Genomic DNA, 13,667 nt, shown 5'->3' with positions numbered 1-13,667 from the left:
CGCGCCATCCCGCCTCGCACAGGAACGAGCCCATGCGCCCCAGAGCCCTGACCAAGCTGACCTTCGGCGCCGCCGCAGCGGCCACCCTCGGCCTCCTCGCCACCCTGGCCCCCACGGCCGAAGCGCACCAGCCCTCGCACCAGCCCTCCTCCCCCACCCACTCGCTGAAGCGCATCGGGTACTTCACCCAATGGGGCATCTACGGGCGGGACTTCCAGGTCAAGGACCTGGAGACCAGCGGCACGGCCGCGAAGCTCAGCCACATCAACTACGCCTTCGGCAGCGTCGGTTCGAACGGGAAGTGCCTCATGGGCAACGTGCCCGGCTCCGACCCGTGGGCCGACTACGTGCGCCCCGTCGACACGGCCGATTCGGTGGACGGCGTCGCCGACACCGCCGAGCAGCCCCTCGCCGGCAACTTCAACCAGCTGCGCGAGCTGAAGGCGAAGAACCCGGGCCTCAAGGTCATGATCTCGCTGGGCGGTTGGAGCGGATCGGCGTACTTCTCCGACGCCGTGCGCACCGACGCCGGCCGCAAGACGCTGGTCGCCTCCTGCATCGACACGTACATCAAGGGCAACCTGCCCGTCGACGGCGCCCGCGGCGGCGCCGGAGCCGCCGCCGGCCTCTTCGACGGCATCGACCTCGACTGGGAGTGGCCCGGCTCGGACGGCGCCCCCGGGAACGTGATCCGCCCCGAGGACAAGCCCAACTTCACCAAGCTCGTACGGGAGTTCCGCACCCAGCTCGACTCCTACGGGCGCTCGCTGCCCCAGCGCAAGCGCTACGACCTCAGCGCGTACGTGCCCACCGCCCCCGCCAAGATCGACGCGGGCTTCGAAGTCGCCAAGATCATGCGGGACTTCGACTTCGTGAACCTCCAGGGCTATGACTTCCACGTCTCCGGCGAGACCACGACGGCCCAGCAGTCCGCGCTCTTCGCCAAGAACGACTGGAGCGTCGACGGGACCGTGAAGTCCTGGCTGCGGCGCGGCGCCCCCGCCCACAAGCTCGTCGTCGGCATGCCCTTCTACGGCCAGGGCTGGACCGGCGTCACCGGCGGCGGCGACGGCCTCGGACAGCCCGCGACCGGACCCGCCCCGGCCACCTGGGCCGCCGGATCCGAGGACTACAAGCACCTCAAGACGCTCGCCGACTCCGGTACGTACACGCTGCACCGCGGCTACCGGAACGGCCACGCCTGGCTCTTCGACGGCACCACCCTCTGGACCTACGACGACCCCACCGTGCTGCGCACCAAGGCGACCTACGTCCGCCAGCGGGGCCTCGGCGGCGCCATGATCTGGTCCCTCGACGGCGACACCCCCGACGGTGAGCTGATCACCGCGATCGACCGTGGCCTGACCCGACGCTAGACCTCTCCGGAACACGCACGACGGGGCCGGGCCTCCCTAAGGAGACCCGGCCCCGCAGTCCGTACCCGGCCCCGCAGTCCGTAGGCCGTACCCGGCCCCGTACCCGTACCCGTTCGCCCTCCGCCGCCCGTCAGGCCGAGCTGCTCGCCCCGTCGTGCACCGGCGGCGTGTCCGTCAGGCCGAGCCCGGTCCGTGCCTTCGCGCCCAGGTCCTCGGGCAGGGTGTCCCAGGCCGTGTCGTACGCCTCCCAGTAGGCGTCCGCGTCGGCCGCCCCCGCCAGCCTCCGCCACTGCTTCGCGGCCGCGTCGAGCTGCTTGCCGAGCGCCGCGACCGGGGCCGTGGAGGCGCCGGGCCAGTAGTGCTCGCCCAGACCGGCGCGCGCCGATCCGATCGCCGCCAGCATCTCCCCGGCCCATGCCTTGTTGGCCGCGAAGTCCTCGTCCGGGTCGTCCTCCGGCTCCCGGAAGCCGACCGTCTCGATCGGGTTGACGGTCTTCAGGAAGTGCTCCTGGTCGGCGGTCAGGGTGCTCGCGTCGGACCGCACCGAACCGGAGAACGACCCCTCGCCACTCGCGAACGCGCAGATCACGGTCCGGTCGCCGAGGCGCCAGCTCTGGCTGCTCGGCATGTAGTAGTACACCGAAACGTCCACGGGGACGCCCCAGGTGTCCAGCGCGTAGGCGGAGTTGATCGTGTCGCAGCGCTTCTCCGCCACCCCGTCGAGCTCCGACTCGCCGGGCCACTTGTCGTAGCCGGTGAGCTTGAAGGTGCCGGTGACCTCGCCGTCGTGCGGCTTCGCGCAGTCGACGATCTCGACGTCCGTCGCGTACTCGTCCTTCAGCTTGCCGTCGTCGCCGAAGCACTGGCCGGTGCGCAGCTCGAACGGCGACTTGGTGCGCGACGCCTCGTCCACGCCCTCCTTGAAGCCGTGGACGGCCGCGCCGATGCCGCCGGTCACGAGGCCGAGGACGAGCAGCAGGCAGCTCACGACGGAGAGGACGATGCCCGCGATCGCGAGCCCCTTGCCCGCCTGGTCCCTCTTCCTGATCTGCGGAAGGGCGATCAGGCCGAGGATCAGACCGAGGGGCGGGAGGCAGCAGACGATGCCGGAGACGAGGGAGCCGATGGCGAGCCCGTTGGTGGTCCGCCTGGGCTGCCCGTAGGGGGCGGGCATGCCGGGCGGGACGCCGTAGGGACCGGCCGCGTACGGCCCTCCTGGCGAGGTGTACGGGCCGGGGGCGGGCCAGCCCTGCTGCTGCGGGGCTCCTTGGGGCGACGAGGGCTGCTGGGGCGGCTGGGTCGGCTCCACGGCTGACGTGCTCCTGTTGGGGCGGGTTGGGGCTGCTCGGGGCGCCTCGGGGCGGCTGATGCGAACAGGCGAACGAGCGCGCATCGTACGCGGTGGGCCCCCGCACCAACCGACCCGGGGTACGCCGAAGGGGCGGCCGCCCGCGGGCGACCACCCCTCACCCTTCAGCTCCTACGGGTACCGGGACGGGCTCAGAACTGCAGGCCCCAGGAGTCGATCTTGCCGGTGTCGGCGTTCGCGTTGTCCGTGACGCGCAGCTTCCACGTGCCGTTGGCGACCTCCGAGGAGGCGTTCACGGTGTACGTGGTGTTGATGTTGTCCGCGCTGCCACCCGTACCGAAGGCCTTCAGCGTGTACGCCGAGCCGTCGGGGGCGATCAGCTGGACCTGGAGGTCACCGATGTAGGTGTGGACGATGTTCACCGGCACCTGGAGGGCGGAGGGGGCGTTGCCCGTGACGCCGCTGACGGTGACCGGGGACTCGACGGTCGCGTTGTCGGCGATGGCGAAGTCCGCGGTGTTCTCGAACTTCGGGCCGGTGGGCGGGGTGGTGGTGCCGCCGCCGACGAAGAGCAGCCGGTTCGGGGAGCCGGTGCCCGGGTTGGTGACGACGTTCGGGGTGGCGGCGGTCGTCAGGGCCGTGGAGACCTGGGCCGGGGTCGCCGTCGGGTTGCCCGCGAGGTAGACGGCCGCGGCGCCCGCGACGTGCGGGGACGCCATCGACGTACCGGAGATGGTGTTGGTGGCGGTGTCGCCGGTGTTCCAGGACGAGGTGATGGAGGAGCCCGGCGCGAAGATGTCCAGGACCGTGCCGTAGTTGGAGAAGCTGGACCGGGCGTCGGTGTTGGTCGTGGAGCCGACCGTGATGGCCTCGGAGACGCGCGCCGGCGAGTAGTTGGAGGCGTTGGCGCTGTCGTTGCCCGCGGCGACCGCGTACGTGACGCCGGAGGCGATCGAGTTGCGGACGGCGGCGTCGAGGACGGTGTCGACGCCTCCGCCGAGGCTCATGTTCGCGACGGCCGGCTTGACGGCGTTCTGCGTCACCCAGTCGATGCCCGCGACGACCTGCTCGGTCGTGCCGGAGCCGGAGTTGTCGAGGACGCGGACGCCGACGATCTTGGCCTTCTTGGCGACGCCGTACGACGTGCCCGCGACCGTACCGGCGACGTGGGTGCCGTGGCCGTGGCCGTCCTGGGCGGTGTTGTCGTTGTCGATGGCGTCGTAGCCGTTGAAGGCGCGGCCGCCGAAGTCGCTGTGGCTGATGCGGACACCGGTGTCGATGATGTACGCGGTGACGCCCTGGCCCGCGGTGTCCGGGTAGCTGTAGCTCTGGTTCAGCGGGAGGGCCTTCTGGTCGATCCGGTCGAGGCCCCAGGACGGCGGGGAGGGCTGCGTACCGTCGATCGTGAAGACGCGGTTCTGCGCGACGGACTTCACGGCGGGGTCGGCCGCGAGCTTCTTCGCCTGCGCCTCGGAGAGCTCGACCGAGTAGCCGTTGATCGCCGAGGTGTACGTCCGCTTGATCTTCGCGCCGAACTTGGCGGCGACCGCCCGGCCCTTGGCGGTCTCCGCCTGCGCGGACTCGTCGAGGGTGACGATGTAGCTGCCCGCGATGGTGCCTTCGGCTCCGGCGTTCTCGATGACGCCCTCCGCGGCGGCCGGTGAGGCGACGGCCGGGAGGGTGGAGGCGGAGCCGAGGGCGAGGGCTGCGACGGCGATGGCCGCGGCCGTGGCTGTTCGGCGACGTGAATCACGCATCACTGACATGTGAGGGGTCCTCCTCATTGGTGGTGCGTTGCTGTGGGGGAAGGCATGAGCATGACAAGACGGCGCGAGGTGTCCACGCCGCTTCCCATGCCCGGCTGCCGAGCGAAAGATTGGCGGATCCATAGGAATCACACAAGGGTCACGCCGGAGCCGACACAGCCGTGTCACACGGCTGACATGCTGGCCCCATGACCGCCTACGTGTGCCCCCGTTGCCAGGTTCACTCCTCCACGGACGCGCTCACCTGGTGTTGTCCGAAGTGCCGTGGCCCCTGGGACCTGGAGTTCACACCGGAGCCCTCCTCCCTCCCGTCACTCACGTCCCTCGCGTCACGTGTGAATTCCTTGTGGCGGTACGAGGAGGCGCTGCCGCCGATGCCGTACGGGCCCGAAGTGACCCTCGGGGAGGGCCGCACGCCCCTCGTCCCCCTCACCGACACGGTCTCGGCCAAGCTCGACTTCCTCATGCCGACGCTCTCCTTCAAGGACCGGGGCGCGGTGATGCTCGCCGCGCACGCCCTGCGTCTGGCGCGCGCCGGGGTCCTCGACCGGGTCGTGGCCGACAGCAGCGGCAACGCGGGCACGGCGATCGCCGCGTACGGAGCCCGGGCCGGGCTCGACAGCCTCGTGTACGTACCCGAGGGCACGTCCCCGAAGAAGCTGGAGCAGATCCGGGCGCACGGAGCCCGCGTCGTCGAGGTGCCCGGCGACCGCGAGGCCACCGCCCGGGCGGCCCGGGAGGCCGCCGACGCATCCGGCACATTCTACGCCTCGCACGTCTACAACCCGTACTTCCTGCACGGCACCAAGACCTATGTGTACGAGCTCTGGGAGGAGCTCGGCGGCCGGCTCCCCGACACGATCGTCGTCCCCGTCGGCAACGGGACGCTGCTCCTCGGCGCCGCCCTCGCCCTCGACGAACTCCACCGCCAGGGCCTCACGGACACCCGGCCGGCCCTGGTCGCCGTGCAGGCCGAGGCCGTCTCCCCGCTGGCAACCGCCTTCCACGCGGGCGCGGACGACATCGCGGGCCCGGCCCCTTCGCGCCCCACCCTCGCCGAGGGCATCGCGATCCCGGCACCGCCCCGCGCCCGCCAGATCTTGCGGGCGGTACGCGAGACGGGCGGCACGTTCCTGACGGTGACGGAGGACCAGATCCGTACCGCCCAGCGGGACCTGGCGGCCCGCGGCCTCTTCGTCGAGGCGACGGGCGTGGCCTGCTGGGCGGCCATCGGCGCCGCCGCGCCGCGCCCCGGCCTCACCGTGGTCCCGCTGTGCGGGGCGGGCGCGAAGACGGGCCTGGCGCGCTAGGACCTGTCCGGCGGATCATGGCCGGACAGGCCCTGGGGGGCGTCGAGGGCCTCGTACCGAGTCGAGGGCCTCGTACCGATCAGAACTCGTCGGCGCCGTTGCGCAGCTCGGCCGTCCAGTAGCCCGTCTTGGCGGCGGCCTCGTCGACCGCGAGGCCACCGGCGGGGGCGTTGACGACGACGCTGCCCTCGGCCGGGCCGTCGGCGGCGAAGAGGTTCACGTTGAAGCTCTTCACGACCTTGTTTTCCTCGTCGACACCGCCGAGCGCGACGCGCACGTTGGCGTACGCCGGGGCGCCGGGCCCCAGGACGACCGGGGCGGCCGGCTTGCTCTTCGCGACGGCCGGGACGTCCTTGGCCGTCTGGATGTCGCCGAAGGCGATCAGCGGGTACTGGAGGAGGGTGCAGGAGCGGCCGGAGACGTTGGTGGCGGTGAGGACGATGTGCTCGGTGGGGACCTCGTCGGCCTTCGCCGCGGTGATCTTGACGTCGCCGTGAGCGCAGGCCGGGGCCTTGGCGTCGGTCTTGCCGCCGGTGGAGCCGGTGGAACCGCTGGTGGCCTTGCTCGTGCCGCCGGACGCGGACCCGCCCGCGGTGGCGCCCTTCACCGAGGCCTGATTCGCCGAACCGGCGGCGTCGTCGCCCGCGCCGGTCTGGCCCCCGGCCTGGCCCCCGGTCGTGCCCGTACCGGTGTCCGCCGTTCCGGTGTCCGTCTTGCCGGTGTCCGCCTTGCCCGCGGCCTGCTGCGAGCTGCTCGCGTTCCCCGCGTCCTTGGCGCCGGTGTCGGTGTCGCCGCCGCAGGCGGTCAGGCCCAGCGAGAGGGCGGTGAGGGCGGCGGCGGCCAGGACGGTGGTCTTGTACTGAGTACGCATGATGGTTCTCCCCCGTGAAGCTCTAGGTCGACGCGGTACGTACATCCGTACTGCGTGCTGTATCCAGCTTCCGGCCCCGCGCTGCCGTCCCGCTTGCGTACCGCTAACGATCCGCTGACAACCGCGAAAGCCGCTCCGCCGCCCGCGCCGAACCCTCGGTGAAACCGGCCGCGTCGGCCGCCGCGATCGCCCGTTTCAGCTGGTCAGCAGCCTCTTCAAGACGGCCTATGCCGGCCAGGGCCTCACCCCGGACGATCTGCAGCTGGGCCCGGACGACCACCGCGTCGGGTGCGACCAGTTCCCCCGCGCGAACGGTGTGCGCGAGCGCCTCGTCGTAGTGCTCCGCCTTCAGGCAGTGCGTCGCCAGGTGCTGGAGGGTCAGCACCTGGGTGGACGGATGGCCGGTGCGGTCGGCGAGCGACACCGCGTGGACCATGAGCAGTCCGGCCCGCTCGTGCTCCCCTGCCGCGTCGAGGACGGCGGCGTAGTTGACGTACGCGATCGCCTCGCTGACCGCGTCCCCGGCCCGGGCGGCGAGGATCGGCGCCTTCTCCAGGTGGACGAGCGCCTCGGCGTCCCGGCCCTCCTCGTGCAGCACCCAGCCGAGGAGCGCCCGCGTGCGCGACTGCGCGTCGAAGTCGCCCACCTGCTCGGCGGAGGCGAGCCCGGCCTCCAGGAGCGGCGTCCAGCCGTCCCCGATCCGCATGAGCATCAGCGGCCACAGCACGAGGGCGAGCCGCCAGGCCCGGTCGTGGAGGCCGAGCGCCGCGGCGGCGGCCACCGCGCCCTCCAGGGCGGCACGTTCGGCCACGTACCAGTCGAGCGCCGCCGTACGGTCCTCGAACTCCCGCGTCGCGGCGGGCCGTCGGGCATCGGCGGGCAGGGAGTAGCAGGGCTGGGAGCCCGGTTCCGCGGCGGCGTCGGCGGCGAGCCCCGTATAGAGGTAGTGGTCCAGGAGGCGGGGCAGGCCCTCGGGGTCGGCCTCCGGGGCGAGGTGGCGGGCGTAGAGGCGCACCAGGTCGTGCGGGCTCCAGCGGCCCGGGACGGCCTCGGCGAGGAGGTGGGCGGCGGCGAGCCGGTCCAGGTCGGCGGAGGCGTGCGCGGGGGACGTGCCGGCGAGCGCGCCCGCCGCGAAACGGTCCAGGTCGGATCCGGTGTGCAGGCCGAGCGCGCGGAACATCCGGGCGGCGGAATCGGGCAGCTGCTGCACGGTGAGACGCAGCGCCGCCGAGACACCGACGTCCTCCACATCCAGCAGTGTCAACCGAACCTGCTCGTCGGCGAGCTCGCCAACCATCGCACCGAGGGTCCACTGCGGCCGCTCGGCGAGGCGGGCCGCCGTGACGCGCAGCGCGAGCGGCAGTCCGTCGCAGAGCCCGGCGAGCCGCTCGGCGGCGGCGGGCTCGGCGGCGACCCGCGCCTCGCCGAGCACGGTGGCGAGCAGCGCGGCCGAGTCGGCGGGCGGCAGCTGCCCGAGCGGCACCGGCCGGGCGGCGTCCGAGGCGATGAGGCCGCTGAGCCGGTCGCGGCTGGTGACGACCGTCGCGCAGAGGTCGCCGCCGGGCAGCAGCGGCCTGACCTGCTCGGAGGAGCGGGCGTTGTCGAGGACGACGAGCAGCCGGCGGCCCGCCGTGAGGGAGCGGAAGAGCGCGCCGCGCGCGTCGGCGGCCTCCGGGATCCGCAGCGCCGGGACGCCGAGGGCGAGCAGGAACTCGCGGAGGACGGCGGCCGTCTCGGGCGCCGGGGTGTCGCTGAAGCCGCGCAGATCGGCGAAAAGTCGCCCGTCGGGGAAGCCGGAGCGCCGCTCGTACGCCCAGTGGACGGCGAACGCGGACTTGCCGACGCCGGCGGGCCCGGTGACAAGACACAGCGGCGCGACCACACCGCCGACGGCACGGTCGAGGCCGGCCAGCTCGGCGCCCCGGCCGGTGAAGCCGCGCGGCGCGCGCGGCAGCTGCTCCGGCGCGGCGAACGCGACGGCCGCCTCGACCGGGAGGGCCGGGCGGGGGACGCGGGCGGCGGGCTCGGCGGAGCGCAGGAGCGTCGCGTACGCCTCGCTGAGCGCCTCGCCGGGGTCCACCCCGAGCTCCTCCGCGAGCAGCCGCCGGGTGCGGTGGTACCAGTCGATGGCGTCCGACTGGCGCCCCGCGCGGCCGAGCGCCAGCATCAGCGCGGCGGCCAGGGACTCGCGCAGGGGATGGGCGACGGCCTCGGTACGGAGCACGGCGGCGGCCCGGCCGTGCTCGCCGAGCGCCCCGTACGCCTCGGCCAGCGCCTCCACGGAGGCCAGCCGCAACTCCTCAAGCCCCCCGGCGGCGGCCTCCAGCGGCCGGCTGTGGACGGTCCCGGTGAGCGCGGGCCCCTGCCAGTACGAGAGGGCCTCGCGCAGCATCCGCACGGCGTCACCGGGATGCCGCTGCACCCCGGCGAGCCCGACGAGCTCCTCGAAACGGTGGGCGTCGACGAGCGACTCCGGCATGCGCAGCACGTACGCCGACCCCTGGGTGGCGAGCTCGACCCCGTACGCCTCCGCCCCGTGCTCGGCGAGCAGCGCCCGCAGCCGCGAGACGTGCCCCTGGAGCACGGTCTTGGCATGCGTGGGCGGCTCGTCCTCCCAGAGGGCGTCGATCAACTGCCCCACGTTCACGGCACCGTTGGGCCGCAGCAGAAGCATGGCGAGCAGACTGGACCGCTTGGCGGGCCCCAGGGCTACGTCGCCGTCCTCCGTCACCAGCGCAACGGAGCCGAGCAGCCGGAACTCCACCTGATACCTCCGCGATCCCTTGTCCCCGGCCCCCGTTTCCCCGGCAGTCGAGGATACGTGGGGTAAGAGGGTCACCGACGACGCGAAGTTCCCCGCCCCCACCCCCACCGTCCGAATCCACCCACCCGGGCCGCCCCGAGCACGCCGAAAGGGCCGGACTCACCCGAGCCCGGCCCTTCCGTCGTCGATCGGACACGGATCAGACGTTGAAGCGGAACTCCACCACGTCGCCGTCCTGCATCACGTACTCCTTGCCCTCCATGCGGGCCTTGCCCTTCGCGCGGGCCTCTGCCACCGAGCCGCACTCGACCAGGTCGGCGAAGGAGATGATCTCCGCCTTGATGAAGCCGCGCTGGAAGTCGGTGTGGATGACGCCGGCCGCCTCGGGGGCGGTGGCGCCCTTCTTGATCGTCCAGGCGCGGGTTTCCTTCGGGCCTGCCGTCAGGTAGGTCTGGAGGCCCAGGGTGGCGAAGCCGACGCGGCCCAGGGTCGCCATGCCGGGCTCGTCCTGGCCGACCGACTGGAGCAGTTCGAGGGCCTCGTCGTCCTCCAGCTCGATGAGCTCCTGCTCCAGCTTCGCGTTCAGGAAGATGGCCTCGGCGGGGGCGACCAGCGTGCGCTGCTCGTCCTTGAAGGCCTCGTCCGTCAGCTCGTCCTCGTCGACGTTGAAGACGTAGAGGAAGGGCTTCGTGGTGAGGAGGTGCAGCTCGTGGAGGAGGTCGCCCTGCTCCGTGCCCTTGGCGATGCCCTTCGAGAAGAGCGTGTCGCCCGCCTCGAGGATCTTCTTCGCCTCGAGGACGGCCGCGAGGACCGCGACCTTCTCCTTCTGGAGGCGGGACTCCTTCGTCAGGCGCGGCTCCGCCTTCTCGATCGACTGGAGGTCGGCGAGGATCAGCTCGGTGTTGATCGTCTCGATGTCGTCCTTCGGCGAGACCTTGCCGTCGACGTGGACGACGTTCTCGTCCTTGAAGGCGCGGATGACCTGGCAGATCGCGTCCGACTCGCGGATGTTCGCGAGGAACTTGTTGCCGAGGCCCTCGCCCTCCGAGGCGCCGCGCACGATGCCGGCGATGTCGACGAAGTCCACCGTCGCGGGGAGGATCTTCTGCGAGCCGAAGATGCCCGCGAGGACCGCCAGGCGGGCGTCGGGGACGCCGACGACTCCGACGTTGGGCTCGATCGTGGCGAACGGGTAGTTGGCCGCCAGCACGTCGTTCTTGGTCAGGGCGTTGAACAGGGTCGACTTGCCGACATTCGGCAGACCGACGATTCCGATCGTGAGCGACACGGTGGCGACTTCCTGAAGTGTGGATGGTGGGCCGATCCCCCAGTTTACGGGCGGGGCGAACCGGCCAGTGACGCCGACCTTCGGTCGATCTCGGGGGCAAGGTCACCCAAAGGGCGTGTCCCGGACCCGCTTCCCGCCCATTCCCGACCTACGTTGGTGGGGTGGAGCAGCACAGGACAAGTCAGCCGCGAGGCCGCCGACGGCCGCAAAACCCCGTCACGCCGCCCGTGACGCCCGTGACACCGCCCGTCGCACCCATCGCGCCCGCCGCACCGGCCGCGCTCGTCGAGGGCGCGGCCGTGTACCGCGTGACCGGCAGGGCCGGTCGGGGCGCCGGCGGCGCCCGTATGGAGCGGGCCGGGGCCGCGGGGGCCGCCGTTCCCGGGCGCGGTACGAGGCGGCCGCCGGGCGCACGGCCGGTGCCGCCCGTCGTCCTCGCCCTGCGACGGCTCCCCTCGCCCCGGCTCACCGGCCTCGGCGCCGGTCTGTTCGCCGCCGCCGCCATGCTGGTGATCGGTTTCCTCGACCGGCTGATCCTCGACGGCTCCCCGGTCGTCTTCGGGCTGCTGTTCCTGCCGGTCAGCGCCCTGACCGCGCTGTGGGTCCGTACCGCCGACCTCGTCACCGCCCCGATCGGCGTGCCCATCGCCTTCGCCGTCGGGGTCGTCCCCATCGCGGGCGGTACGGGTGGACTCGGCGGCCAGGCCATGGCCGTCGTGACCGCGCTCGCCGTGCACGCCGGGTGGCTCTACGGCGGCACCCTCGTCGCCGGGCTCATCACGAGCGTGCGGAAGGTACGGGACATGGGGAGGCGGCAGCACCGAGCCGCCGCAGCCGCGGCCGCCGGTGGTGGTAGTGGTGTCGGTGGCGGCCGGGTGGCTTCCGGTGCGGGTGAGAAGCCGAGCGGGCGTCCCTCCGCGCCGGGCCGCCGCCCCGTCGCGTAGCGCCCGCCGCCCCGTCGCGTAGCGCCCGTCGGCCCGGCGCGTAGCGTCCGTCGGCCCGGCGCGTAGCGTCCGTCGGCCCGGCGCCAGCGCCCGCCGTGTAGCGTCCGTCGCCCAGCGCCTGCCCGCCCCGTCGCCCAGCGTCCGTCCGCCCGTCCGCTTATCGGACCTGGCGGCGGCCTCAGGCCTCGCCCGCCGCCATCGCCGCTCCCACGATGCCCGCGTTGTTCTGGAGCTCCGCCGGGACGATCTCCGCGCGGATGCCCTCGATGAGCGGGAGGAACTTGTCGGCCTTGCGGCTGACGCCGCCGCCGATGATGAACAGGTCCGGCGAGAACAGCATCTCCACGTGCGCGAGGTACTTCGTCAGCCGGCGCTTCGCCCAGTGCTCCCAGGTGAGGTCCTCGTCCTCCTTGGCCTTCGTCGAGGCCCGTGTCTCCGCGTCGTGGCCCTTCAGCTCCAGGTGGCCCAGCTCCGTGTTGGGCACGAGGCGGCCGTCGACGAAGAGGGCCGAGCCGATGCCCGTGCCGAGCGTCAGCAGGATCACCGTGCCCTTGCGGCCCCGGCCCGCGCCGAAGGTCATCTCCGCGACGCCGGCCGCGTCCGCGTCGTTCAGGACGGTCACCGGGAGGCCGCCGAGCCGCTCGCTCAGGAGGGTGCCGGCGTCGACGCCGATCCAGGCCTTGTCGACGTTGGCCGCGGTACGGATCGTCGAACCCGTCACCACACCGGGGAAGGTCACGCCCACCGGTCCGGTCCAGCCGAAGTGCTCCACGACCTCCACGACACAGCCCGCCACACCGTCGGGTGTGGCGGGCTGCGGGGTCAGTACCTTGTGGCGCTCCTCGGTGAGCGCTCCGCGCTCCAGGTCCACGGGGGCGCCCTTGATGCCCGAGCCGCCGATGTCCACTCCGAAGACGTTCATGGACCCACCGTAAGGGCTGTGGGGCGGAGTTACTCCTTGTGGAGTGACTCCCCGGCGCGTGGAGTCACTCCGCCGCGGCCGCGACCGGATCGCCCTTGCCGAGCTGCTCCGCCACCGCCCGCAGGTCCTTGTTGCGGAGCTCCTTGGGGAGCGAGAAGGTCAGGGACTCGTCCGCCGTCTTGACGATCTCGACGTCCGCGTAGCCGCGCTCGGCGAGCCACTCCAGGACCTCCTGGACCAGGATGTCCGGGACGGAGGCGCCGGAGGAGAGGCCGACGCTGGTCACGCCCTCCAGCCAGGCCTCGTCGATCTCGCTCGCGAAGTCGACCAGGTAGGCGGCGGGGACGCCGGCCTGCTTGGCGACCTCGACCATGCGGATCGAGTTCGAGGAGTTCTTCGAGCCGACGACGATCACGAGCTCGGCCTCGCCGGCGAGCTCCTTGATGGCGATCTGGCGGTTCTGCGTGGCGTAGCAGATGTCGTCGGACGGCGGGGAGATCAGCTGCGGGAACTTCTCCTTCAGCGCGTCGACCGTCTCCATCGTCTCGTCGACCGAGAGCGTGGTCTGGGAGAGCCACACGACCCGGGACGGGTCGCGGACCTCGATCTTGGCGACGTCCCCGGGGCCGTCGACCAGCTGGATGTGGTCGGGCGCCTCGCCGGAGGTGCCGACGACCTCCTCGTGGCCCTCGTGGCCGATGAGGAGGATGTCGAAGTCCTCGTTGGCGAAGCGGACGGCTTCCTTGTGGACCTTGGTGACCAGCGGGCAGGTCGCGTCGATCGTCGCGAGCCGGCCCTGGCGGGCCTCCTCGTGGACGGTCGGGGCGACGCCGTGCGCGGAGAACATCACGATGTTGCCCGGCGGCACCTCGGTCGCCTGGTCGACGAAGATCGCGCCCTTCCGCTCCAGCGTCTGGACCACGTACTTGTTGTGGACGATCTCGTGGCGCACGTAGATCGGCGCCCCGTACTGCTCCAGGGCCTTCTCCACCGCGATCACGGCACGGTCCACGCCCGCGCAGTAACCGCGGGGAGCGGCGAGCAGGACACGCTTCGGGCGGTTCGTCGCGGGGGCGGACTCGGGCGTCGACGCGGGCGTTGCAGTCATGCGTCCCAT

At 72.4% G+C, this 13,667-nt stretch carries 10 protein-coding genes; 3 read left to right on the top strand and 7 right to left on the bottom strand.

The window, feature by feature from the left end; all coding sequences use genetic code 11:
• Positions 1-32 precede the first annotated feature (32 nt).
• A complete protein-coding gene (locus ACFC0G_RS14120; RefSeq protein WP_376402282.1) occupies positions 33-1,376 on the top strand; it encodes a glycoside hydrolase family 18 protein in 1,344 nt (447 codons plus the stop codon).
• A 130-nt stretch (positions 1,377-1,506) separates the two neighbouring features.
• Here ACFC0G_RS14120 and ACFC0G_RS14115 read toward each other — a convergent pair whose 3' ends face one another.
• Both ACFC0G_RS14115 and ACFC0G_RS14110 read right to left on the bottom strand, forming a co-directional pair.
• Positions 1,507-2,685: a DUF4190 domain-containing protein gene (locus tag ACFC0G_RS14115; RefSeq protein ID WP_376402279.1), complete on the bottom strand. Its 1,179-nt coding sequence runs from the start codon at positions 2,683-2,685 to the stop codon at positions 1,507-1,509.
• 191 nt (positions 2,686-2,876) lie between these two features.
• Positions 2,877-4,451, bottom strand: a complete 1,575-nt coding sequence (locus ACFC0G_RS14110) for a S8 family serine peptidase (protein WP_376402277.1) — start codon at positions 4,449-4,451, stop codon at positions 2,877-2,879.
• A 188-nt stretch (positions 4,452-4,639) separates the two neighbouring features.
• Between ACFC0G_RS14110 and ACFC0G_RS14105 the strand changes: the two genes are divergently transcribed.
• On the top strand, positions 4,640-5,761 hold the full coding sequence (locus ACFC0G_RS14105) for a pyridoxal-phosphate dependent enzyme (protein ID WP_376402274.1): 1,122 nt from the start codon (positions 4,640-4,642) through the stop codon (positions 5,759-5,761).
• Between the two features lie 79 nt (positions 5,762-5,840).
• Here the strand turns inward: ACFC0G_RS14105 and ACFC0G_RS14100 are convergent, their stop codons facing one another.
• From ACFC0G_RS14100 to ychF, 3 genes are all read right to left on the bottom strand, one after another.
• Positions 5,841-6,632: a DUF4232 domain-containing protein gene (locus tag ACFC0G_RS14100; RefSeq protein WP_376402271.1), complete on the bottom strand. Its 792-nt coding sequence runs from the start codon at positions 6,630-6,632 to the stop codon at positions 5,841-5,843.
• Between the two features lie 103 nt (positions 6,633-6,735).
• Positions 6,736-9,396, bottom strand: a complete 2,661-nt coding sequence (locus ACFC0G_RS14095; protein WP_376402270.1) for a BTAD domain-containing putative transcriptional regulator — start codon at positions 9,394-9,396, stop codon at positions 6,736-6,738.
• Between the two features lie 199 nt (positions 9,397-9,595).
• The gene (gene ychF, locus ACFC0G_RS14090) at positions 9,596-10,684 is read right to left on the bottom strand and encodes a redox-regulated ATPase YchF (protein WP_376402267.1); all 1,089 of its coding nucleotides are present in this window, start codon (positions 10,682-10,684) and stop codon (positions 9,596-9,598) included.
• Positions 10,685-11,031: 347 nt separating this feature from the next.
• On the opposite strand from ychF, the gene ACFC0G_RS14085 reads away from it, so the two are divergent.
• Positions 11,032-11,628, top strand: a complete 597-nt coding sequence (locus tag ACFC0G_RS14085) for a DUF6542 domain-containing protein (protein WP_376402393.1) — start codon at positions 11,032-11,034, stop codon at positions 11,626-11,628.
• A 178-nt stretch (positions 11,629-11,806) separates the two neighbouring features.
• On the opposite strand, the gene ppgK is transcribed toward ACFC0G_RS14085, so the two are convergent.
• Positions 11,807-12,550: a polyphosphate--glucose phosphotransferase gene (gene ppgK / locus ACFC0G_RS14080; protein WP_376402264.1), complete on the bottom strand. Its 744-nt coding sequence runs from the start codon at positions 12,548-12,550 to the stop codon at positions 11,807-11,809.
• Between the two features lie 64 nt (positions 12,551-12,614).
• Positions 12,615-13,667 carry a 4-hydroxy-3-methylbut-2-enyl diphosphate reductase gene (locus ACFC0G_RS14075; protein ID WP_376402261.1) on the bottom strand — a complete coding sequence of 351 codons (1,053 nt, stop codon included), beginning with the start codon at positions 13,665-13,667 and terminating at the stop codon, positions 12,615-12,617.

The organism is Streptomyces sp. NPDC056169 (genome assembly GCF_042268445.1).
Taxonomy (GTDB): Bacteria; Actinomycetota; Actinomycetes; order Streptomycetales; family Streptomycetaceae; genus Streptomyces.
This window is presented reverse-complemented; position numbering and strand designations above follow the sequence as displayed.

What these genes read in the sequence shown, in the direction of transcription:
- ACFC0G_RS14120 (WP_376402282.1), top strand. Translation starts at nt 33, where the DNA reads ATGCGCCCCAGAGCCCTGACCAAGCTGACCTTCGGCGCCGCCGCAGCG.
- ACFC0G_RS14110 (WP_376402277.1), bottom strand. Translation starts at nt 4,451, where the DNA reads ATGTCAGTGATGCGTGATTCACGTCGCCGAACAGCCACGGCCGCGGCC.
- ACFC0G_RS14105 (WP_376402274.1), top strand. Translation starts at nt 4,640, where the DNA reads ATGACCGCCTACGTGTGCCCCCGTTGCCAGGTTCACTCCTCCACGGAC.
- ACFC0G_RS14100 (WP_376402271.1), bottom strand. Translation starts at nt 6,632, where the DNA reads ATGCGTACTCAGTACAAGACCACCGTCCTGGCCGCCGCCGCCCTCACC.
- ACFC0G_RS14085 (WP_376402393.1), top strand. Translation starts at nt 11,032, where the DNA reads ATGGAGCGGGCCGGGGCCGCGGGGGCCGCCGTTCCCGGGCGCGGTACG.
- ppgK (WP_376402264.1), bottom strand. Translation starts at nt 12,550, where the DNA reads ATGAACGTCTTCGGAGTGGACATCGGCGGCTCGGGCATCAAGGGCGCC.
- ACFC0G_RS14075 (WP_376402261.1), bottom strand. Translation starts at nt 13,667, where the DNA reads ATGGGACGCATGACTGCAACGCCCGCGTCGACGCCCGAGTCCGCCCCC.